The 19,026-nt window shown below is 71.7% G+C and carries 17 protein-coding genes and 1 other RNA gene; 8 read left to right on the top strand and 10 right to left on the bottom strand.

Annotated elements, in window-relative coordinates:
- Positions 1–50: 50 nt before the first annotated feature.
- Positions 51–263, top strand: coding sequence for a hypothetical protein (locus I004_RS0107140; RefSeq protein WP_028434914.1), 213 nt, complete (start codon positions 51–53; stop codon positions 261–263).
- A 224-nt stretch (positions 264–487) separates the two neighbouring features.
- On the opposite strand, the gene rnpB is transcribed toward I004_RS0107140, so the two are convergent.
- From rnpB to I004_RS0107130, 3 genes are all read right to left on the bottom strand, one after another.
- Positions 488–910: RNase P RNA component class A (gene rnpB / locus I004_RS37480), an RNA gene on the bottom strand.
- A 29-nt stretch (positions 911–939) separates the two neighbouring features.
- Positions 940–2,205: a lactate 2-monooxygenase gene (locus I004_RS0107135; RefSeq protein ID WP_078510907.1), complete on the bottom strand. Its 1,266-nt coding sequence runs from the start codon at positions 2,203–2,205 to the stop codon at positions 940–942.
- Positions 2,206–2,379: 174 nt separating this feature from the next.
- A complete protein-coding gene (locus tag I004_RS0107130) occupies positions 2,380–3,150 on the bottom strand; it encodes an SDR family oxidoreductase (RefSeq protein ID WP_028434912.1) in 771 nt (256 codons plus the stop codon).
- Positions 3,151–3,276: 126 nt separating this feature from the next.
- Between I004_RS0107130 and I004_RS0107125 the strand changes: the two genes are divergently transcribed.
- From I004_RS0107125 to I004_RS0107110, 4 genes are all read left to right on the top strand, one after another.
- Complete coding sequence (locus I004_RS0107125; protein ID WP_028434911.1) at positions 3,277–4,905, top strand: alkaline phosphatase D family protein; 1,629 nt, start codon at positions 3,277–3,279, stop codon at positions 4,903–4,905.
- A 121-nt stretch (positions 4,906–5,026) separates the two neighbouring features.
- Positions 5,027–6,433 carry a Bcr/CflA family efflux MFS transporter gene (locus I004_RS32695; protein ID WP_078510954.1) on the top strand — a complete coding sequence of 469 codons (1,407 nt, stop codon included), beginning with the start codon at positions 5,027–5,029 and terminating at the stop codon, positions 6,431–6,433.
- Positions 6,412–7,644, top strand: a complete 1,233-nt coding sequence (locus I004_RS32690; RefSeq protein ID WP_486579828.1) for a serine hydrolase domain-containing protein — start codon at positions 6,412–6,414, stop codon at positions 7,642–7,644. Before I004_RS32695 ends, I004_RS32690 begins: the two co-directional genes overlap by 22 nt.
- A 9-nt stretch (positions 7,645–7,653) precedes the next feature.
- Positions 7,654–8,694 (top strand): small ribosomal subunit Rsm22 family protein, encoded by a 1,041-nt coding sequence (locus I004_RS0107110; protein WP_028434910.1) that lies wholly within the window; start codon positions 7,654–7,656, stop codon positions 8,692–8,694.
- Between the two features lie 87 nt (positions 8,695–8,781).
- On the opposite strand, the gene ddaH is transcribed toward I004_RS0107110, so the two are convergent.
- Positions 8,782–9,600 carry a dimethylargininase gene (gene ddaH, locus I004_RS0107105; RefSeq protein WP_037975434.1) on the bottom strand — a complete coding sequence of 273 codons (819 nt, stop codon included), beginning with the start codon at positions 9,598–9,600 and terminating at the stop codon, positions 8,782–8,784.
- Positions 9,601–9,692: 92 nt separating this feature from the next.
- The gene (locus I004_RS32685; protein ID WP_051344806.1) at positions 9,693–10,598 is read right to left on the bottom strand and encodes a glycerophosphodiester phosphodiesterase; all 906 of its coding nucleotides are present in this window, start codon (positions 10,596–10,598) and stop codon (positions 9,693–9,695) included.
- Between the two features lie 235 nt (positions 10,599–10,833).
- On the opposite strand from I004_RS32685, the gene I004_RS0107095 reads away from it, so the two are divergent.
- Complete coding sequence (locus I004_RS0107095; RefSeq protein ID WP_028434908.1) at positions 10,834–11,601, top strand: bifunctional DNA primase/polymerase; 768 nt, start codon at positions 10,834–10,836, stop codon at positions 11,599–11,601.
- 151 nt (positions 11,602–11,752) lie between these two features.
- Here I004_RS0107095 and I004_RS0107090 read toward each other — a convergent pair whose 3' ends face one another.
- Complete coding sequence (locus I004_RS0107090) at positions 11,753–12,739, bottom strand: SCO2278 family lipoprotein (protein ID WP_028434907.1); 987 nt, start codon at positions 12,737–12,739, stop codon at positions 11,753–11,755.
- Between the two features lie 414 nt (positions 12,740–13,153).
- Between I004_RS0107090 and I004_RS0107085 the strand changes: the two genes are divergently transcribed.
- Positions 13,154–13,570 (top strand): hypothetical protein, encoded by a 417-nt coding sequence (locus I004_RS0107085; protein WP_028434906.1) that lies wholly within the window; start codon positions 13,154–13,156, stop codon positions 13,568–13,570.
- 43 nt (positions 13,571–13,613) lie between these two features.
- On the opposite strand, the gene I004_RS0107080 is transcribed toward I004_RS0107085, so the two are convergent.
- Together I004_RS0107080 and map are read right to left on the bottom strand one after the other, a co-directional pair.
- Positions 13,614–14,285, bottom strand: coding sequence for a biliverdin-producing heme oxygenase (locus I004_RS0107080; protein ID WP_028434905.1), 672 nt, complete (start codon positions 14,283–14,285; stop codon positions 13,614–13,616).
- A gap of 55 nt (positions 14,286–14,340) precedes the next feature.
- Complete coding sequence (gene map, locus I004_RS0107075) at positions 14,341–15,198, bottom strand: type I methionyl aminopeptidase (protein ID WP_028434904.1); 858 nt, start codon at positions 15,196–15,198, stop codon at positions 14,341–14,343.
- A gap of 52 nt (positions 15,199–15,250) precedes the next feature.
- Here map and I004_RS0107070 point away from each other — a divergent pair, with 52 nt between their 5' ends.
- On the top strand, positions 15,251–15,490 hold the full coding sequence (locus tag I004_RS0107070) for a hypothetical protein (RefSeq protein ID WP_028434903.1): 240 nt from the start codon (positions 15,251–15,253) through the stop codon (positions 15,488–15,490).
- A gap of 345 nt (positions 15,491–15,835) precedes the next feature.
- Here the strand turns inward: I004_RS0107070 and I004_RS0107065 are convergent, their stop codons facing one another.
- Both I004_RS0107065 and I004_RS0107060 read right to left on the bottom strand, forming a co-directional pair.
- Positions 15,836–17,848, bottom strand: a complete 2,013-nt coding sequence (locus I004_RS0107065; RefSeq protein ID WP_051344805.1) for a DUF2264 domain-containing protein — start codon at positions 17,846–17,848, stop codon at positions 15,836–15,838.
- Entirely contained in the window at positions 17,845–18,861 is a 1,017-nt protein-coding gene (locus I004_RS0107060) for a hydroxyacid dehydrogenase (RefSeq protein ID WP_028434901.1), read from the bottom strand. Before I004_RS0107060 ends, I004_RS0107065 begins: the two co-directional genes overlap by 4 nt.
- Between the last annotated feature and the right edge of the window lie 165 nt (positions 18,862–19,026).

The following is a 19,026-nucleotide window of genomic DNA, read 5'->3' as shown; positions in this document are numbered from 1 at the left end:
CGGCGAGGCACCGCCCCTTCCGTCCGAGACATCGAACCGGAGGCGAGCGCATGACCGCCCCCACCCCTCGCACCCTTCCCGCACCCGGCTGGCCGGCGGCCACCGAGCACATGCCCGCACTGCCGACCACGCATGAGATGTTCCTGGGCGTCATCACGGCACCGATGGAGGTCTCCGCTCACCTGAACTCCGACTTCGCCGTCTCGCGAGCGGGATGGCCACTGGGGGTCGAACTCGTGGATGCGCAGGAGGGCGGTCCGTGAGCCGGCGTTCCCTCTCCGGGTGAGGCCGGGCCCGGCCCGTGGAACCGTGAGTCCCCCTGCTGATACGTGACGTGGCGGGAAAGTTTGACCGCGGCGCTCACCCTCCTCCCGGGTGGGCCAACGGCTCGCGACCGTGACTGAGCGGCCGCGCCCGCACCGCGGCCGTACGGGCGCGTGCCCGCCGGCCCCTTCGCATGCCGACGCTGGGGGTTCCGATGGTGCGGCGGACGAGCCGGCCTGTACGCCGGGTTCTGTCTCCCCGGAGCCTTGCGGCGCCGGGGGAGGCGGCCATCCATCTGGGACCGGCGTTGCCGCCGGCCTCGTGCGGTCCACCCGCGGACTCGGGCGGGCAGCCCTCGGTCGTCCGCGCAGGGCCGTCAGCCGACGGCCCCTCTTGACCTTGCTCCGGATGGGGTTTGCCGAGCCGCCCAGGTCGCCCTGGGCGCTGGTGGTCTCTTACACCACCGTTTCACCCTTACCGGGACCGTCGCTTTCGCATGGTCCCGGCGGTCTGTTTTCTGTGGCACTTTCCCGCGGGTCACCCCGGGTGGGCGTTACCCACCATCCTGCCCTGTGGAGCCCGGACGTTCCTCGACGGACCTGGACCTTGCGGCCCGAGGCCCCGCCGCGGCCGCCCGGCCGGCTCGTCCGCCGCACGTCCAATGATAGCTGCGGCTCACGTCCCGCTCTGCAGCGAGTCCGGCGACAGATCCGCCGGTGAGCGGTGGCCCGAGAGGCCCAGCGTGAGGTCCAGATCGGCGAGCAGGCTGCGCAGCACGTGCAGCACGCCCTCCTCACCGCCGTGCGCCAGCCCGTACGCGAAGGGGCGGCCGACGAGCACGGAGCGCGCACCGAGAGCGAGCGCCTTGAGGACGTCCGAGCCGGTGCGGACACCGGAGTCGAAGAGGACCTCGAGTCGGTCGCCCACCGCCTCGACGATCGGGGGAAGGGCGTCCAGGGACGCGATCGCGCCGTCGACCTGACGTCCGCCGTGGTTGGAGACGACGATGCCGTCCATACCGGCGTCGGCCGCCCTGCGGGCGTCGTCGGGGTGGAGGACGCCCTTGAGCACGATCGGCCCGTCCCAGTGTTCCCGCAGGAACGGCAGTTGGTCCCAGGAATGGTCGGTGCCGGTGAACATCGGCACCCACCGCAGCACTGCCGGGATCAACTCGTCCTCCGGCGACTTCTCGAGCCCGGCGCGGAAGGCAGGGTCGGAGAAGGGGATCGCGGTGCCGATGCCGCGGATGAAGGGCAGATACGACTGGTCGAGGTCCTGCGGGCGCCAGGCGAGCGTCCAGGTGTCGAGCGTGACGACGAGGGTCGTGAACCCGGCCTTGCGGGCACGGTCCAGGATGCTGACGCACACGTCGTCGTCGTTGGGCCAGTACAGCTGGAACCAGCGCGGGTTGCCCGCACTGTGGGCCTCCGCGACCTGCTCGATGGTGTGCGACGAGGCCGTGGAGAGCACCATCGGGATGCCGACGGCGGCGGCGGCGCGGGCCGTGGCCAGCTCTCCGTCGGGGTGGATGATCGACTGGACGCCGACCGGCGCCAGCATCACCGGAGCGGGTATGCGGGTGCCCAGCACGGTCGTACTCAGGTCGCGCCTGCCCGGGCCGCGCAGCATGCGCGGGACGAGGCGGTGCCGCTCGAAGGCGGCGCGGTTGGCGCGGTGCGTCGCACCCGAGCCCGCGGCGCCCGCGACATAGCCGAAGGCACCCGGGTCGAGGTGTTCGCGTGCCGACGAGCCGAGGAGGGTGAGGTCGGTGGTGAACGGCGGCAGCCGGTCGTCGAGACCGTTGAGGTAGATGTCGTTCTGGTAGTTGCCGAAGCCCGGTCCCGGGGGAGCCTCCGTGGCTTCCGCCGCTCCCGTCGCCCCGGTGGATTCGGTTTCCGCCCCGGCCGCATCGGCCCCGGACGTCCCGGACGCCTCACTCATCGCAGTAGCACCCTTCTCTCTGCCGGCCCTCTGCCGAACCTCGAGTCTGCGCTGCGCAGGGCGCCTGCGGCTACCCTCCGTCGACCGCTACGTCGGTCACGGCGCGGCCTTCCGCGGGCAGGCCGGGTCGCCCTCTCCGCGGCCACCCGCGCCGGGGAGTCCGCCGACGCCTCCTCAGCCGCGTCCGATGTACGGCATCGCCGTCGCCATCACGGTCGCGAACTGCACGTTCGCCTCCAGCGGCAGTGCGGCCATCTGGACGACGGTGCGAGCGACGTCCGCCGCGTCCATCACCGGTTCCGGCCTCGTCGTGCCGTCCGCCTGCGGCACGCCCTGCTGCATCCGTGCGGTCATCTCGGTGGCGGCGTTGCCGATGTCGATCTGGCCGCAGGCGATGCCGTACGGACGGCCGTCCAGCGAAAAGGACTTGGTCAGCCCCGTCACCGCGTGCTTGGTCGCCGTGTACGCGATGGAACCCGGGCGCGGCACGTGCGCCGAGATCGAGCCGTTGTTGATGATCCGTCCGCCCTGCGGGCGCTGATCCTTCATCAGCCGGAAGGCCGCCTGCGCGCACAGGAAGGCCCCGGTCAGATTGACGTCGACGACAGCGCGCCACTCCGCGGGCGAGATCTCCTCCAGAGGCACCGTCGGGCCGAAGGCCCCGGCGTTGTTGAAGAGCAGGTCGAGCCGGCCGCTGCTCTCGCGTACGGAGGCGAACAGGGCCGTGACCGCCTCCGGATCGGTCACGTCCGTCGGGACGACGTCCGCAGGGGCCGCTCCCGCCCTTCCCCCGATCAGCCGTGCCGTCTCCTCCAGCGGTCCCGCCCGGCGTCCCGCAAGCGTCACGGACCAGCCCGCGGCGGCCAGTTCGAGGGCGACGGCCCGTCCGATGCCGGAGCCGGCTCCGGTCACCAGCGCCGTCCGTGTCGTCTCGTCGTTCGTCATGGGCGGCAGGGTACGTGCCCCGGCGGAGGCTGACGTTCGGTCAGAGGACGGACCGCCATCGAACGGACACCCCGCGGTCGCGTGTCTGACCGCTGGGTGACGCTCACGGACTGTGCAATCAGATGTATGACGCAGCCTTCGAGCGCAGACAGCGAATACCGTGCGGCCGCACGGCAATTGTGCCGTCGCCGACTGCTGACCGGCACGGCGGCGACTGTGACGCTCGCCCTCGGGACCAACCTTCCCCGGCCCGCACACGCAGCGGCGAAGCTCGACCCTGCCCGTATCAACAAAGACCCCTTCACCCTCGGTGTGGCCTCGGGTGACCCGCTGCCCGACTCCGTCGTGCTGTGGACCCGGCTCGCCCCCGACCCGTACGAGCCCGACAGCGGTCTGGACCGCAAACCCGTCGCCGTCACCTGGGAGTTGGCGCAGGACCAGGGCTTCAAGCGCAAGGTCCGCAGCGGGAGTACCACCGCGCATCCGGAATTCCACCACTCGGTGCACGTCGTGCCCGAGGGCCTCAGCCCGCGAACCCGCTACTACTACCGCTTCCGCGTCGGCTCCTGGACGAGCCCCACCGGCCGCACCCGGACCTCACCCAGTGCCGGTGACGCCTCCGGTTCGCTGCGCTTCGCTGCCGTCTCCTGCCAGGCCTACCACGACGGGTACTTCACGGCGCTGAAGCATCTCGCGAAGGAGGGCGACGTCGATGCCGTGCTGCACCTGGGCGACTACCTCTACGAGTACGCGGTCGACGCACACGGCGGCGACCGTGCCGACCCTTCGCTCGAACTCCCCGACAGGTTCAACAAGGAGACCGTGACGCTGGAGGACTACCGGCTGCGGTACTCGCTGTACCACCGCGACCCCGACCTCCAGGCCGCACACGCCGCCCACCCGTGGATCGTCACCTGGGACGACCACGAGGTGGAGAACAACTACGCCGACGAGACCCCGGACGGCTCGCCGCCCGAAGCCTTCCTCGCCCGCCGGGCCGCCGCCTACCGCGCGTACTACGAGAACCTGCCGCTGCGGCCGCCCCAGCAGCCCTCGGGCTCCAACCTCCAGCTCTACAGGCGGCTGCACTTCGGCAAGCTCGCGCAGCTCGACATCCTCGACGGCCGGCAGCACCGTGACGACCAGTCAGCCGGCGACGGCTGGCAGGTGCCCACCGCCGAGACGGGCAGGCCGGACCGGACGATGCTCGGCACGACCCAGGAGCGCTGGCTCGAGGACGGCTGGAAGAGCTCGAAGGCCGTGTGGAACCTGGTCCCGCAGCAGACCGTCCTCTCCCGCCGCCGGAACCGGACCACCGGGCCGTTCCCGCTGTCCATGGACGCCTGGGACGGCTACCCGGCGGCGCGGCGGCGCTTCCTGGAAGCCGCGCGCACCGCGGGCGTGAAGAACCTCGCCGTGCTCACCGGCGACGTCCACGTTCACTACGCCATGGACATCAAGGAGGACTTCGACGACTCCGGCTCCCGTTCCGTGGGTGTGGAACTCGTCACCACGTCGGTCGCCAGCGGCGGCGACGGAGTCGCGAAGCCGGGCGACTGGCAGACCTTCCTCGACGCGAACCCTCACATGAAGTTCTACGACGGGCGCCGCGGCTACGTCCTGCTCACCCTTGACCAGCGGCAACTGCGTGCCGACTACCGCACCGTGGACGTCGTCACCCGGCCGGGGGCACCGGTCACGACGGCTGCGTCCTTCGTCTCGCGGGCCGGTGATCCGGGTCTCCGGCCGCTCTGAGAGTCCTGGTGAGGCGGCCGCGAGCCGCTACGTCCGTGGTGCTGTGACGAAAACCCGTTCGGTCGGGGACGGAAATGTCTGGGAGAATGTGCCTGTCATCAACAATCTCCTGGAGAGGTTCATGTCCGAGCCCGGCCCTGCCCGAACGGCCGCCGTCACAGCCCCCGTCGACGACTCCGTCGCCGTCCCCGAATCGACTTCCGCCCCAGGGAGCGCCCCCGGACCCGCGGTCCGCCCCGCCGGTCCTGTGACCGGTCACGTGAACGGTTCCGCCGCGGCTCCCGCGGGCCTCTCCGTGGGCGAGCCCGCTCCGCAGCTCACCGGCCGCCGGCGGGCGAGCCTGTTGGTGACCCTCATCCTCGGCAGCCTCACCGCACTTCCCGCGCTGTCGATGGACATGTACCTCCCGGCGCTGCCCGCCGTCGGCGGCACGCTGAACACTCCCGCCGCGACGGCACAGCTCACGCTCACCGGCTGCCTGCTCGGGCTGGCCGTGGGCCAGCTGGTCGTGGGCCCGATGAGCGACCAGTTCGGACGGCGCCGCCCGCTGCTCATAGGCATGTGCGGGTACATACTCGCCGGAGCCGCCTGCGCGCTCGCACCCACCATCGAGACGCTGATCGTCTTCCGCCTGGTGCAGGGCCTGGCCGGTGCCGCCGGCATCGTCATAGCCCGGGCCGTCGTCCGCGACCTCTACGACGGGCTCGCCATGGCCCGCTTCTTCTCCACCTTGATGCTCATCGGGGGCCTCGCGCCGATCCTCGCCCCCGTGCTCGGCGGACAGATACTCCGCTTCACGGACTGGCGGGGCGTCTTCCTCATCCTCGCCGGCATCGGTGTCGTACTCACCGTCGTCGTCGCGCGCTGGCTGCCCGAGACCCTGGAGCACGACAAGCGGCGCAGCGGTGGCGTCCCCGACGCCCTGCGCACCATGCGCGGCCTCTTCGCCGACCGCCGCTTCACCGGCTACCTGCTCGCGGGCAGCCTCAGCTTCGCGGCGCTCTTCGCCTACGTCTCCGCCTCGCCGTTCGTCGTCCAGGAGATCTACGGGGCGAGCCCGCAGACCTTCAGCCTCCTGTTCATGGTCAACTCCATCGGCCTTGTCGCCGCCGGCCAGATCAACGGGAAGGTCCTCGTCGGCCGGGTGCCCCTGGACCGGGTCCTCGGCTTCGGGCTCTGCCTGACGGGTGCGGCCTCGGTCGCATTGCTGCTGATGACCAGCGGCGTCTTCGGCCGGACGGGGCTCCTTCCGATCGCCGCCGCGCTGTGTGTGCTGATGACGGGCATGGGTTTCGTCATGCCGAACGCCAACTCCCAGGGCCTGATGCGCGCTCCGCACGCCGCCGGTTCGGCGTCCGCGCTGCTGGGCACCGCCCAGTTCCTCATCGGGGCCGTCGCGTCACCGCTCGTCGGTGTCGCGGGTGAGCGCACGGCCGTGCCGATGGCAGTGGTGCAGCTGAGCGCGCTGCTGCTGGCCGCGGCCGCGTTCCTGGGGCTGTGCCGTCCGTGGCGGACGTCGCGGAGCTGAGGCGCGCCGCATCCGCCGAGGAGGCGGGGCTGCGCCCGGCGGAACTGGCCGCACTGCGCGACGGCGTCGACGAACTGCCCGGGCGCGGCTGGTGCTCCGGCGCCGTCGTGCTCGCCGGCCGCGGCCGGTGGATCGCGCTGGAGCACGCCACCGGCTGGGCGGTGCGCTTCTCGGCGTACGACCAGGAGACGTACACCGGCGTCGAGTTGCCGCGCGAGCAGTGGGAGGCGGTGACTCCGGAGACGCTCTTCGATCTCGCGTCGCTCACCAAGCTCTTCACTGCCGTCGCCGCGATGCAGCAGTACGAAGCGGGCGTGGTGGAGCTGGACCGCGAGGCCGCCGCGTACGTGCCGGAGTTCGGCGCGCACGGGAAGGCGCACATCACAGTGCGGCAGCTGCTGACGCACACCTCCGGGCTGCGGCCCGAACTCCCCTTCGGTGAACGCCCGCACGGGCCCGCGGGCACCGGCACGGGTCACCCCGCCACGGCCGAGGGAACTGCCCCCCGCCCGGACGGCCTCTTGGCGCCCCTGTGGGAGGAGGCGCCGGTATCGGCGCCCGGCGGAACGTACTGCTACTCCGACCTCAATCTCATCGCCCTGCAGCAGGTGCTGGAGCGCGTCACCGGGAACGGTCTGGACACCCTCGTCAAAGAGGGCATCACCGGACCGCTCGGGATGCGCGGCACCTCGTACGGGCCCGTGCCCGCCGCGTCCGCTGCCGCGACGGAGGACCAGCGCCGCCCCTGGGCCAAGGCCGACCGCGGAATGCTGCGCGGCGTCGTGCACGACGAGAACGCCTTCGCGCTCGGCGGCGTCGCGGGCCACGCGGGGCTCTTCTCGACCGCGGCGGACCTGGCCGTGCTGTGCCGGGCACTTCTCTCGGACGGCGCGTACGGGCAGGCACGGATCCTCACGCCCGCGTCGGCCCGGGCGCTGCGGACGCCGCCCGGACTGGGATTCGCCGTCGGCCAGCCCCGGTTCATGGGTGAGCTGGCCGGCCCCGCGGGCGAGGCGGGTACGCGAGGCCGGGGGAGGGCCGCGGGGCACACGGGCTTCACCGGCACGAGCCTTGTGATCGACCCGGTCACGGACACCTTCCTGGTGCTGCTCGCCAACACCGTCCATCCGGTGCGCCGGCTGCCCGACAACCGTCCGCGTGCCGCTGCGGCCACCTGGCTGGCACGCGCCGCGGGTGCGGCGGCTCCTTAGACTGTCGCGGTGATCGAGGAAGAACTGCGGCGCGCCCTCGCCGCGCTCGTCGACGGACTGCCGCCCCGTCAGGCGACCGGTGCCGTCGAGCGTCTGATGACCGGCTACCGGCACGGTGAGGCCGCTCCCGTGCTGCGTGATCGCGCGGACGTCGTCGCTTATGCCGCGTACCGGATGCCCGCAACGTTCGCGGCCGTCGCGGCGGCCCTCGAAGCCTTCGCCTCACGTACGGGTGAGTGGCGCCCGGAGAGCCACCTGGACATCGGGGGTGGTACGGGTGCCGCCGTCTGGGCCGCCGCCGACGTCTGGGGAGGGGCGGACAACGCCGGTCGGGACGGGGCGCCGCGCCGCACCACGGTCCTCGACCGGTCGGAGCCCGCACTGGCCCTCGGACGTGAACTGGCGGGCGCCTCCACCGCGGACGCGCTTGGCGCGGCCGAGTGGCGGCACCGTTCGCTGACCGGGCACGACCAGGGAGGCGGGCCGGGTGAAGCCGCGCTGCCCGAGGCCGACCTCGTCACGATCTCCTACGTACTGGGCGAACTGGCGGAGCGCGACAGGCTCACTGTCGTCGACGCGGCGGCCCGCGCCGGCCGTGCCGTCGTCGTCACCGAGCCCGGAACGCCGGACGGCTACGCCCGGACGATGGCCGCACGCGACCACCTCGTCGCGGCCGGGCTGCGGGTCCTCGCGCCCTGCCCGCACAGCGAACGCTGCCCGATGGTCCCCGGCGAGGACTGGTGCCACTTCGCCGCGAGGGTCAACCGGTCCTCCCTCCACCGGCAGGTCAAGGGCGGCTCACTGCCGTACGAGGACGAGAAGTTCAGCTACGTCGCTGCCGCACATCCCGCCATCGCCGGTGCCCCCGCGCCCGGCCGCATCGTGCGCAGGCCGCAGAAGCGCAAGGGCCAGGTGCTGCTGGATCTGTGCACCGCCGGGGACGGGCTGCGTCCGGCGACCGTCACCAAACGGCACGGCGCCGACTACCGCCGGGCCCGCGACGCGAAGTGGGGCGACGCCTGGCCGCCGGAGCCGGAGCCTGCGCCGTAGCGGGATCCGGACGCGGGGGCTTCCCCGCTCGCGTGGGGGGCCATCCGGTCCCACGAGCCTCCGACCCGTGGGACCTCGCGCCGGGTGTCAGGCCGCCGCGCGCAGTTCGGCCGTCACGCACTTCACGCTGCCGCCGCCCTTCAGCAGCTCCGTCAGGTCGACGGGCACGGGGTCGTAGCCCCGCCGGCGCAGCGGTTCGAGCAGTCCCACGGCCGCCTGCGGAAGCATCACGTGATGCCCGTCGCTGACCGCGTTCAGGCCGAGGGCCTCGGCGTCCGCTGCGGACGCGATGAGCGCCTCCGGGAAGAGACGCTTGAGCACGGCCTGGCTGCCCGGGGAGAACGCGGGCGGGTAGTACATGACTTCGTCCCCGCCCAGCACGCACAGCGCCGTGTCCAGGTGGTAGTAGCGCGGGTCGACCAGGTCGAGGCCGATCACGGGCCGTCCGAAGAACTCCTGGACCTCGCCGTGGGAAAGCGGACTGCTGCGGAAGCCCCGCCCGGCCAGCAGCCAGGTGTCGGTCACTGCGAAGTCGCCCTCGCCCTCGTTGATGTGCTCCGGCTCCTGCACGTCCGCGAAGCCGTTGGCCCGGTACCAGGCGCGGTGCACCTCGGCCTCTCCCGTGCGCTCGCGGTGCGCGAAGCGTGCGCCGAGGACGCGGCCGTCGACGACGGTGGCGCCGTTGGCGGCGTACACCATGTCGGGCAGGCCGGGGACCGGTTCGAGCTCCTCGACGGTGTGGCCGAGCGAGCGGTACCGGTCACGCAGTTCCTCCCACTGCGCGAGCGCCAGCGGGATGTCCACGGGCTTCTCGGGATCCATCCAGGGGTTGATGGAGTACGTCACGCGGAAGTGTGCAGGTGAGCACATCAGAAAGCGGCGTGGGGTGTAGCCGGGTCCGTACAACGAAGGCTCCTTCACGGGGTCGACGCGCACTGTGTTGAGCCCATGGTGCGCCGTCGGAACGCTCTTCGCCGCGTTGTGATCGGAATGTTCGCTCACCGGTCGCGCGCGTCGCCCGAGCCGTCCTTCTTGTCCCGCTGTGGTGTGCGGGCCAGGAGTCCTGGAGTGTCCGTCATCACCCCGTCGCACCCCAGCCGCAGCACCCGATCGCGGTCGGCCGGCGTGCGGACCGTGTGCGACCACACGCGCGGAATGCCCGAGTCGACGGCCCTGCGGATGTCGGAGTCGCGTGCGTGGTGGTCGACGCTGAGCATGTCGACCACGTCGCGCCACTTCTCCGGCCGGTCGGTACGCGCCTGCTTCACCGACCGCCACACCGAGGTCAGCAGACCCATCCGGTGAGCCTGCACCGCCGGTGACAGCTCGTTTGTCTGCACGTAGACCGAGTCGGTCAGGCCCCGCTTGCGGATCATTCCCGCGAGCCGCTTCAGGCCGCCGCCGTCCTTGAGCTCGACGTTCAGCACGATGCGGCCCCCGAAACGGTCGAGGACCGCGGACGCCGTCGGCGGGTGCTCCCGGGACCAGGTGCCGGGCAGCCCCCCGTCGGGACGCAGCCGTACGTGGCGCCACTGGCGCAGCGTCAGCCCGGAGACAGGTCCCTTGTGGTCGGTGGTGCGGTCCAGGGTGCGGTCGTGCATCGCGACGAGGGTTCCGTCGCGCAGCGTCCTCACGTCCACGTCGAGCACGTCGGCGGAGCGGCGGCGGTAGGCGGCCGTCAGCCCCGAGATGCTGTTCTCCGGAACTTCGAGGGCGCCTCCGCGATGGGCGGCGTAGACCGTGCCCGGCAGACCGGCGGCGCGTGGGCCCTCGGGGCCTCGCATGCGCGCGGGCGCGGGGGCACAGCCCGGAGCGAGTGCCACAGGTGCGAGGACGAGCAGCGGAAACAGACAGGCTTCGACGGCCCGGACGGCCCTCACGGCCCTGACCATGATCATGACCATGGGTCTCAAGCTAAGCGCGCACGACGGAACATGCCGCCCGGAGCGGCTGTTGTGCGGCAGACGGGTGTTCCTCGCCCGCACAGGCGCCCGGACCGGCGCGGACGGGTGGACGGGCCGACAGCGCAGGATGACGACGGGTCAGCCACGATCCAGGGATTCGGCCCGGCACGTGCTCGGTGCTGCGTACCCTCGGAGATCCACGGTGTGGTCGCAGAGTCGCGGAGTGAGGCGATAGATGGAACGCGAGAGCAGGTTCGACCGGTGGCTGCGTCACTTCACGCGGAGCGGCCCCAGGGCGAGGACCTCCAGGTCCAGGAGCGCCGTCGCACAGGCCGACGCCGCCCGCGCCCGTACGGAACTCCTGCTGACCGCCGCAGCGGCGGGCTTTCCGCTCGCGCCCGCCGCGCACCCCTCGGGGTACGGCTGTTCGTGCGTACGCATCGGCTGTCCCACTCCGGGCCGCCACCCTCTCTCCTTCGGATGGCAGACGCAGGCCACCACCGACGCCGCGCAGATCGAGCGCTGGGCGCAGAGCCAGCCGCTGGCGAACTTCGTCACCGCCACGGGGCGTGACCACGACGTGCTCGACGTGCCGGCCGAGGCCGGCTGGGCGGCACTGGAACGGCTGGATTCGGAGAGGGCGCCACTCGGCCCGGTCGCTGTTTCCGGGGATGAGCGGATGCTCTTCTTCACCGCCACCCGCACCCCCGACGACGAGGACGAGTGGTGGCCGTGCGAACTGGACTGCCACCCCGAGACGATGGACGAGCACCCGGGCCTGCGCTGGCACTGCCGGGGCAGCTACGTGCTCGTCCCGCCCGCGACCCTGCCCGGGACGGGGCAGAACCGCGAGGTGCGCTGGGTGCGTCCGCCGGAGACATCGGACGGTGACGGCACGGGCGGCGCCGAACCACTGCCCGAACCGCTGACCCTTCTGGAGGCGCTCACCGACGCGTGCGCGGAGCACGTGGGCGAGGACACGGCGGCCTGGCCGGTGCGCTGACGACGCGTCGGCGGCGGCAGCTCCGCCCGCGGGGACGGCAGCTCGGGCCCCCGCGGCGAGGCCCGAACAGGCAGCGGGAGCACGCCAGTTCACGCCCGCCGGGGGCTTCGACCGTGCGAGCCACGGGCCCCGGCAGCGGTCCGTGAGGCGGCTACTCGCCCTTGACCGCGGTGAGTCCGTCGATCCGGTTGAGGAACTCGATCTCGCCGCCGTCCTTCTTCGCGGGCACCTTGACGACCTGTTCGGAGACCCGCACATAGGTCACCGACTGACGCGGCGTTCCGGTCATCAGCGCCTTCACCAACGGTTCCTTCACCGGGGGCTTGTAGCCCTTCGCGTAGGTCTCCTTCGTGTGGTGCTGCGAGGCGAAGAAGACCAGCGCGCCGCCGTCCGCGGTGCGCAGCCCGAACGCAGCGTACTGCGGTGCCTTGGCCGCCACGTCCGCGAACTCGGTGCGTTTTCCCGGGCGGTTGGCCGACCCTTCGCGCTGTGCGCGCCGCTTGCTCGTGTGCTCGCCCGGAGCGAAGTCGCCGGTGCCCTCGCCGAGATAGCCGATGTACGCGTCGCTCATCTCGTCCGGTGCGACGATGAGTTGCGACCGCGGACCGCCGAGCACGGCCTTCGCGTAGCCGCCCTTGCCGGTGACGAACTCCGGGATCTCGGAGTTCTGAAGGACAGCCAGGTACGACGCCCGCCAGTCGGAGTTGGCGTCGTCGCGCTGGAAGACCAGGAGCCAACGCCCGTCCGTCGTGCGGTTGCTCTGCGCGTCGGCGACGAAGAACTTGGGCCAGCCCGCCTGCTTGGGAATCAGGAACCGGGGATCGGAGAGCCGCAGCGGCTTGTAGCCCGGGTTGCCCTTCGGTGCCAGCTTCTTGCGCGACTTGAGACCCGCCTCGTCTATGGCTCCGAGTGCGCCCGTCTCGATGGTGGAGTTCAGCCCGGGGTCGTGGGAGGAGTTGGCCTTGTTGCTGGTGGCGTTGAACTCCTTGAGGATCTTCCTCGCGTCGGGTTTGGAGACCGCCGGGATCACCGCCGTCTCGCCGTGCACCGTCACGCATCCCGACAGCGTCACCGACAGCACCACCGTGGCCGTCGACGCCGCGAGCAGCCGCGTCCGCCGCGCTTGCCGCGCATTCATTCTCGTGTCCTCCCCGCCCCGCTTGCGGTATAGCACCTTATCGCCCCGCCCAGGGCGTTCGTCTCACAGCACCGGGCGCCCGTATGCAATCATGCGCGCCTTCGGGGTGGATCTCAGGGGGGCCTGGTGGAGCCTCCTGGGAGGTTCGGTATGGCACCCCGTCAACTGCGAGGACCCGCAGGGTTCGCCATCCGTCCCCGGTGTTCCGGGAGCATCCGGCGCGTCCGTCCGCACTGGTGAACAGAAGCCGCGGATCGCGCGTGTGTAACCCGATAGACCACCACAGACCTGCATAAAATCGGGCAGAACGTCCCAGTAGTCCCGTGATCCGGCGTGTGGTCGTCCGTGCAGAGCGCGTTCCGTACGCGTCGAGGCGCCCCACCCGCTCACGGCTTACGGAAAGGAGGCAGCTGAATGGCTGCCACTACTGCTCGTCGTGTACGGATCGCCGCCACGGCCTGCGCCGTCCTCATGGGCGGTTCGCTCCTCGGGGCGAGCACCGCACAGGCGTCCCCTTCCTCCGCCGACACAGTCGCCTACCCCAAGAAGCCGTACGGCATCGTTCTCGCACACTCGGGCCTGAACGTCCGTCAGTACCCGAGCACCGACTCCTCGGTGAAGTACGTTCTTCCCTTCCACGCCAAGCGCGGCCTGGACTGCAAGATCCGTGCCCAGCTCATCCACGGCGACCCCATCTGGTACAAGCTGCGGAACAGCAACTTCTGGATCAGCGGTCGCTACACGAAGGCCGTCGGCCACGTGAAGTGGTGCAAGGACGTACGCCCCTCGGCCCTGAACAACACCGCGAAGGCCAAGAAGGCCATGGGCTGACGGCGCGGGCGCGCCGCTGAGCGGCCGGTGCCGCTTCGGCGCGTCAGCCGGCTGTCGGAGCGGGAGCTGCCAGCTCCTCGAAGACAGCCGTGTTGAGCGTGAAAGCGCGCCCGCACTCGCCGACGATGCGCCACTTCTCCTCGTCGTCGGCCGGTACCGAATCGAGCAGTTCGCGGTACCCCCTCTTGAAGGCGGCGGGGTTCGGAATGTCCTCGAAGACATAGAACCGGACCCCGTCGCCTTTGTGTGTGAAGCCCCAGTTCTTCTCCGCGGTTCCCCGTACGACCTGGCCGCCGGAGAGGTCGCCGAGGTAGCGGGTGTAGTGATGGGCCACGTAGCCGCCGGGCCAGTCCCGTGAGACCTCGGCGATGCGTCTCGTGTAGCTCTCCGTCGCGGCGAGCGGAGCGGCCGTGCCGCGCCATGCGGACGTGCCGTGGAGATGGTCGAGGTCGCGTTCGAGGGAGGGGAGGCGGAAGAGCTCCCGCCGCACGAACGGGCCGGCGACCGGGTCGTCGCCGAGCCTGCGTGCCGCTTCCTCCAGGGCTTCGTAGACGAACCACAGCTGCTCGGTGTAGCGCGTGAACGCCTCCCTGCCGAGCCTGCCGCTGAGCATGTCGCTCATGAACGTCGAGTTCTCCGCCTGGGTGTGCTGCGCCTTCGTGGCGTCACGGATCAGGGTCGAGAAAGGCAGGTGTGCCGGCAGTCGTGAGGTCATGACGCCATTCTTTACCGACAGCCTGTCGGAAAAACCCCGCGAGCACTCCGAGTGGTCAGGGCAGCGTGAGAATGTCCGCCCCGGACTCCGTGACCACGAGGGTGTGCTCGAACTGCGCGGTGCGGCGGCGGTCCTTGGTGACGACCGTCCAGCCGTCCTCCCACATGTCCCACTCGTAGGTGCCCAGCGTCAGCATCGGCTCGATGGTGAAGGTCATCCCGGGCCTCATCACGGTCGTCGCCCGCTCGTCGTCGTAGTGCGGGATGATCAGGCCGGAGTGGAACGAGGTGTTGATGCCGTGGCCCGTGAAGTCACGGACCACTCCGTAGCCGAAGCGCTTGGCGTACGACTCGATGACGCGGCCGATGATGTTGATCTGCCGGCCCGGGCGCACGGCCTTGATCGCACGGTTGAGGGCTTCGCGGGTGCGCTCGACGAGCAGCGCCGACTCCTCGTCGACGTCTCCGCACAGATAGGTGGCGTTGTTGTCTCCGTGCACCCCGTCGATGTAGGCGGTCACGTCGAGGTTCACGATGTCGCCGTCGCGCAGGACCGTGGAATCCGGGATGCCGTGGCAGATGACCTCGTTGACCGACGTGCACAGCGACTTCGGGAACCGCCGGTAGCCGAGGGTGGACGGGTAGGCGCCGTGGTCGCACATGTAGGCGTGCGCCACTTCGTCGAGCTTGTCCGTGGTGACCCCAGGAGCGATGTGCCGCGCGGCCTCTTCCATCGCCCTCGCGGCGACACGGCCCGCCACGCGCATCTTCTCGATGGTCTCGCTGTCCTGCACCTCGGGCCCCGTGTACGGGGTGGGGGCTTCCTTGCCCACGTACTCGGGACGCGGGATCGAGGAGGGAACGGTGCGGTGCGGTGAGAGTTCACCGGGAGCGAGCAATGACTGGCCAGACATGTGCGCGAGTCTAACTGTGGTACGTCCAGGGCTCAGGGGGGAGCATGACTGTATGGCTCTCTTCAAGCGCAATGCTCCAGGTAAACCGGGCGAGTGGTACTACTGCATCAAGCACGGCAAGGTCGAGGAGGGTCCGGAGTGCCCTGCCAAGAACCGGCTGGGGCCCTACGCGACCAGCGCCGAGGCGTCCCGCGCGATCGAGACCGTCCACAAGAAGAACGAGGCCTGGGACAACGACCCTCGCTGGAGCGACGCGCCGCGGCGTGACGGGGACGGCAGCTCGGACGGCTGACGGCTGAGGGCCGACTCGGCAGGGGAGGCGGGTGGCGGCCGGCGGGGTGAGGGTCAGGTCCCGCCCTGTGCCGCCCCCTCCGGCGCCGGCGTGGCAGCCGTCCGCTGCTCCCGCACGCGGCGGGCGTGAGGGTCCGTGCGGGCCTCGTACGACATCAGCTTCGGCAGCGACAGCGCCCCAGCAGGCCCACAGCCACGACGCAGGCCGCGCCGCCCGTCCACACCGAGGTCCGCACGGTGGTCAGGGCCGCCACACCACCCGAGCGGACCTGTTCCCGCTGCGGGCCCACGGAGCCGTGGCCCGCGTGCGCCGCGTGCCGTCGGCCGCCCGGTCGCCGAGCGGGTGCTACGGGCCCTGGGACGTCGTGACTTCGGCCGAGTACGCGGTGAAGGCGATGCGGGTGAGGGAGCCGTCCGCGCTCCAGCGGACCACGGCGGAGGTGTCGTCGGCGGAGAGAAGGGCGGCCGCCTCGTGGAGCGGGACCGCGTCCGCGTCGGCTTCGGCCTCGGAGCCGACGCCGGACGGGAGCGTGGCGAGTGCGGCGAACAACGCGGTGCCCTCGGCGTCGCCGGTGATCGCCGGTACCTGGGCCCACCGCGTGAACGCGGTGCCCTGCGGGGCTCGCAGGGTGGCCCGTGCGTTCTCGTCCCAGCCGTGCAGGCCGTGGAGCGCGTGCAGGCCGTCCAGCCCGGACGGCTCGTGCGCCTCGTGATCCGGAACGCCCGTCGCCCAGCCCGTCAGCCGTACGCGTGCGCCCGCGGGTGCGCCCACCACGCGGTGCACGCGCAGTTCGAGGCCGCCCCGCACATACGTGAGGCTCTGCACCCGCAAGCCCGGCACCATCGGGCCGCCGGAGGGGAAGACCGGCGTGTGCCAGGACGCCGCCCAGCCCCACGCCCCGTCGGGGGCAGAAGCGGCGCCCAGGGGGTGGATGCGCACGCGGGCGCTGCGGACAGGGGTGCCGTTGGGGCCCGGCACCTCCACGGCGAAGTGGTTGTCGGGCACGTTGCCGGCCGCCGTCGGGCCCGTACGCGTGGAGTAGGCGAGCCGCGCGTACAGCGGGTCGGCAGCGCGCGCGCTCTCGCCCTCGTGCGGCGGCACATGGTCGCTGCCGTGGTTGTGCAGCCGCACCGGCCCGTCGCCGCCCGTCTGGATGAGCAGGCCCGCCGAGGGCAGTGCGACGGCACGTGCCGGACCTTCGCTGGGTGCCGGTTCCTCGCGGGCGGTCCACAGCGGATCGTCCTCCGGTACGAGCAGCGGCAGCAGGCCCTTGGAGGCCCAGTACGGGGATGCCGGACCGGAGTAGTCCTGCAGCGTGGCGTCGTGCGGGCCGTGCCAGCCCAGGGTCAGCAGACCGTCCCGGCTGACCGCGCCCCGGTCCAGGAAGTACCGGACGGACCCGCTCAGCAGCCGCCTGGAGGCGCCGGGCGTCAGCGGCGTGTGACCGGTCAGCGCGCCCAGGGCCACGGCGGCGTTCGCGGCGAAGCGGTAGGTCAGGGAGCGTCCGAAGTGGAGCGGGGCGCCGCTGCCGTCGAAGAGCAGGGAGAAGCCTTCGAGATGGGCGCGGAGGCGGGCGCCGTGGTGGGCCAACTGCCCGGAGTCCTGGGCGAGATGGGCGTGAAGGAGCGGATAGAGGTGCAGCGCCCAGCCGTTGTAGTGGTCGAAGGCGCGGCCGTCGCCGTCGGAGTACCAGCCCTCGCCCCTGTACCAGCTCTCCAGCAGCTCCAGCCCGCGCTCGATCGCCTGCCGCGTCGCGCTGTCGCCGCGCCCGGCCGATTCAAGGAATCCGGCGACGGTCAGCGGGAAGAGATACCAGTTGTTGGGCGCGGGCACGTTGTGCAGCGCACCCCGCAGCCACTCCTCGGCACGGTCCTGCACGTCCTCGTCGAGCCGGTCCCACAGCCACGGCCGGGTCAGCCGCAGCGACAGAGCGATGGACGCCGACTCCACCATCGGCTGGCCGTGGACCGTGTGGTCGAGGATCGGCGGCCACGACTCCTCGTCGTCCCGTCCGGGAGTACGCGTGCCCGCCGCCAGCCCGTCCGCGTACCGCTCCAGCCGGCCGTCCGGGTCGGTGCCCCGCGCACCGGCGACGCGGAATGCGGCGGCGAGGAAGGTGCGCGCGTAGCCCTCCAGCCCGTCGGAACGCACCCCCGTGCGGGACGGGCGGCCCGGCAGGTCGAGCATCGCCCCACGCGGGGTGGCGAAGCGCCACGCGGCGGTCAGCAGACCGTCGGCGGTGGCTTCCCAGTGGGCGCGGGTCCAGCCGGTGAAGGGGCTCAACTCCCGGTCTTCGGGAGGCAGTTCGAAGGGGGCTTCGTCGGGGAGGGGCCTCCGGGTGGCAGCGGTCGCGGTCATGCGAGGAACGCCAGCCTTTCGCGTCGTACGGGATGGGCGAAGCCCTCGCCGCGGGCCCAGCGGGCGACTTCGGAGACGGTCAGGTCCGCGAGCCGCCGCAGCTCGTTGCCGAGGGAACCGGCGATGTGCGGGGTGATGAACGCGTTCTCGCAGTCCCACAGCGGGTGTTCGCGCGGCAGCACCTCCGGTTCGGTCACGTCCAGCACCGCGCGTATGCGGCCCGCCCGCACGGCCTCGGTGAGGGCGTCCTGGTCGAGTACGGCGCCGCGCGCGGTATTGACCAGGGTGGCGTCCTGCCGCATGGCGCCGATGAGCTGGCGGCTCACCAGTGCGCGGGTCTCGGGCAGCAGCGGTGTGTGGACGCTCACCACGTCGCACTCCGCGAAGAGTTCGTCCAGCGTGACCAGACGTGCGCCGAGCGCGTCGGCCTCCTCGGCGCTGACGTACGGGTCATGCAGCAGCACCTGGAAGTCGCACGGACGAAGCAGCTCGATCACGCGACGGCCGATCAGCGAGGCGCTGAGGATTCCCACGGTGCGGCGGTAATTGCCCATGCCGGGACGGTCGTGCAGCCAGTCCGCGCGGGCCCGTGCGGCGGCGTAGTCGCGCGCCGTCTCCAGGACCCTCTTTCCGCTGAGGAGGATCATCGCCACCGTGTACTCGGCGACCGGGAGGGCGTTGGCGGCGGCCGCCGAGGAGACCTCGATGCCGCGTTGCCAGCACGCGTCGGTGATGTGCCCCCGCACACTGCCGGCGGTGTGCGCCACCGCTCGCAGACGAGGGGCGGACGCCAGCACGGCCTCGTCGAGAGGCGGGCAGCCCCAGCCCGTGATCAGCAGCTCGGTGCCGGAGAGCACCTGCCGTGCGCGGTCGCTGCCGAGTTCGTCGAGGGCGGGGAGCGGTGACGGATCGGTGAATTCGGCGAGTTCCGCGAGCACGTCGTCGTGGAGGACGGCGCGGGCCGCGACGGGGTCCATGGCGAGTGCGGCACGGGGACGGCGGGGAGGGGGCATCTGTCTCCTGTGCTGGCTGGTACGGCCCGGCGGCCGGATCTGTCCGAGCCTGCCCCGTGCCGGTCCGGCGCGCCAGATGGCGTGGGGACCGTTCTGACCGGCGGGCGCCGCCCGCGACGACGGCCGGGACGGCCCGGGCGGGGGAGCAGCGGCGGCAGCGGGTGG

The sequence above is a fragment of the Streptomyces sp. TAA486 genome, from assembly GCF_000426165.1.
Note: the sequence above shows the minus strand (reverse complement) of the source record. Positions and strands in the feature narration are given on the sequence as shown.

Coding starts and splice junctions, on each gene's coding strand:
- I004_RS0107140 (WP_028434914.1), top strand. CDS start 51: ATGACCGCCCCCACCCCTCGCACCCTTCCCGCACCCGGCTGGCCGGCG.
- I004_RS0107135 (WP_078510907.1), bottom strand. CDS start 2,205: ATGAGTGAGGCGTCCGGGACGTCCGGGGCCGATGCGGCCGGGGCGGAA.
- I004_RS0107130 (WP_028434912.1), bottom strand. CDS start 3,150: ATGACGAACGACGAGACGACACGGACGGCGCTGGTGACCGGAGCCGGC.
- I004_RS0107125 (WP_028434911.1), top strand. CDS start 3,277: ATGACGCAGCCTTCGAGCGCAGACAGCGAATACCGTGCGGCCGCACGG.
- I004_RS32695 (WP_078510954.1), top strand. CDS start 5,027: ATGTCCGAGCCCGGCCCTGCCCGAACGGCCGCCGTCACAGCCCCCGTC.
- I004_RS32685 (WP_051344806.1), bottom strand. CDS start 10,598: ATGGTCATGATCATGGTCAGGGCCGTGAGGGCCGTCCGGGCCGTCGAA.
- I004_RS0107095 (WP_028434908.1), top strand. CDS start 10,834: ATGGAACGCGAGAGCAGGTTCGACCGGTGGCTGCGTCACTTCACGCGG.
- I004_RS0107090 (WP_028434907.1), bottom strand. CDS start 12,739: ATGAATGCGCGGCAAGCGCGGCGGACGCGGCTGCTCGCGGCGTCGACG.
- I004_RS0107085 (WP_028434906.1), top strand. CDS start 13,154: ATGGCTGCCACTACTGCTCGTCGTGTACGGATCGCCGCCACGGCCTGC.
- I004_RS0107080 (WP_028434905.1), bottom strand. CDS start 14,285: ATGACCTCACGACTGCCGGCACACCTGCCTTTCTCGACCCTGATCCGT.
- map (WP_028434904.1), bottom strand. CDS start 15,198: ATGTCTGGCCAGTCATTGCTCGCTCCCGGTGAACTCTCACCGCACCGC.
- I004_RS0107070 (WP_028434903.1), top strand. CDS start 15,251: ATGGCTCTCTTCAAGCGCAATGCTCCAGGTAAACCGGGCGAGTGGTAC.
- I004_RS0107065 (WP_051344805.1), bottom strand. CDS start 17,848: ATGACCGCGACCGCTGCCACCCGGAGGCCCCTCCCCGACGAAGCCCCC.
- I004_RS0107060 (WP_028434901.1), bottom strand. CDS start 18,861: ATGCCCCCTCCCCGCCGTCCCCGTGCCGCACTCGCCATGGACCCCGTC.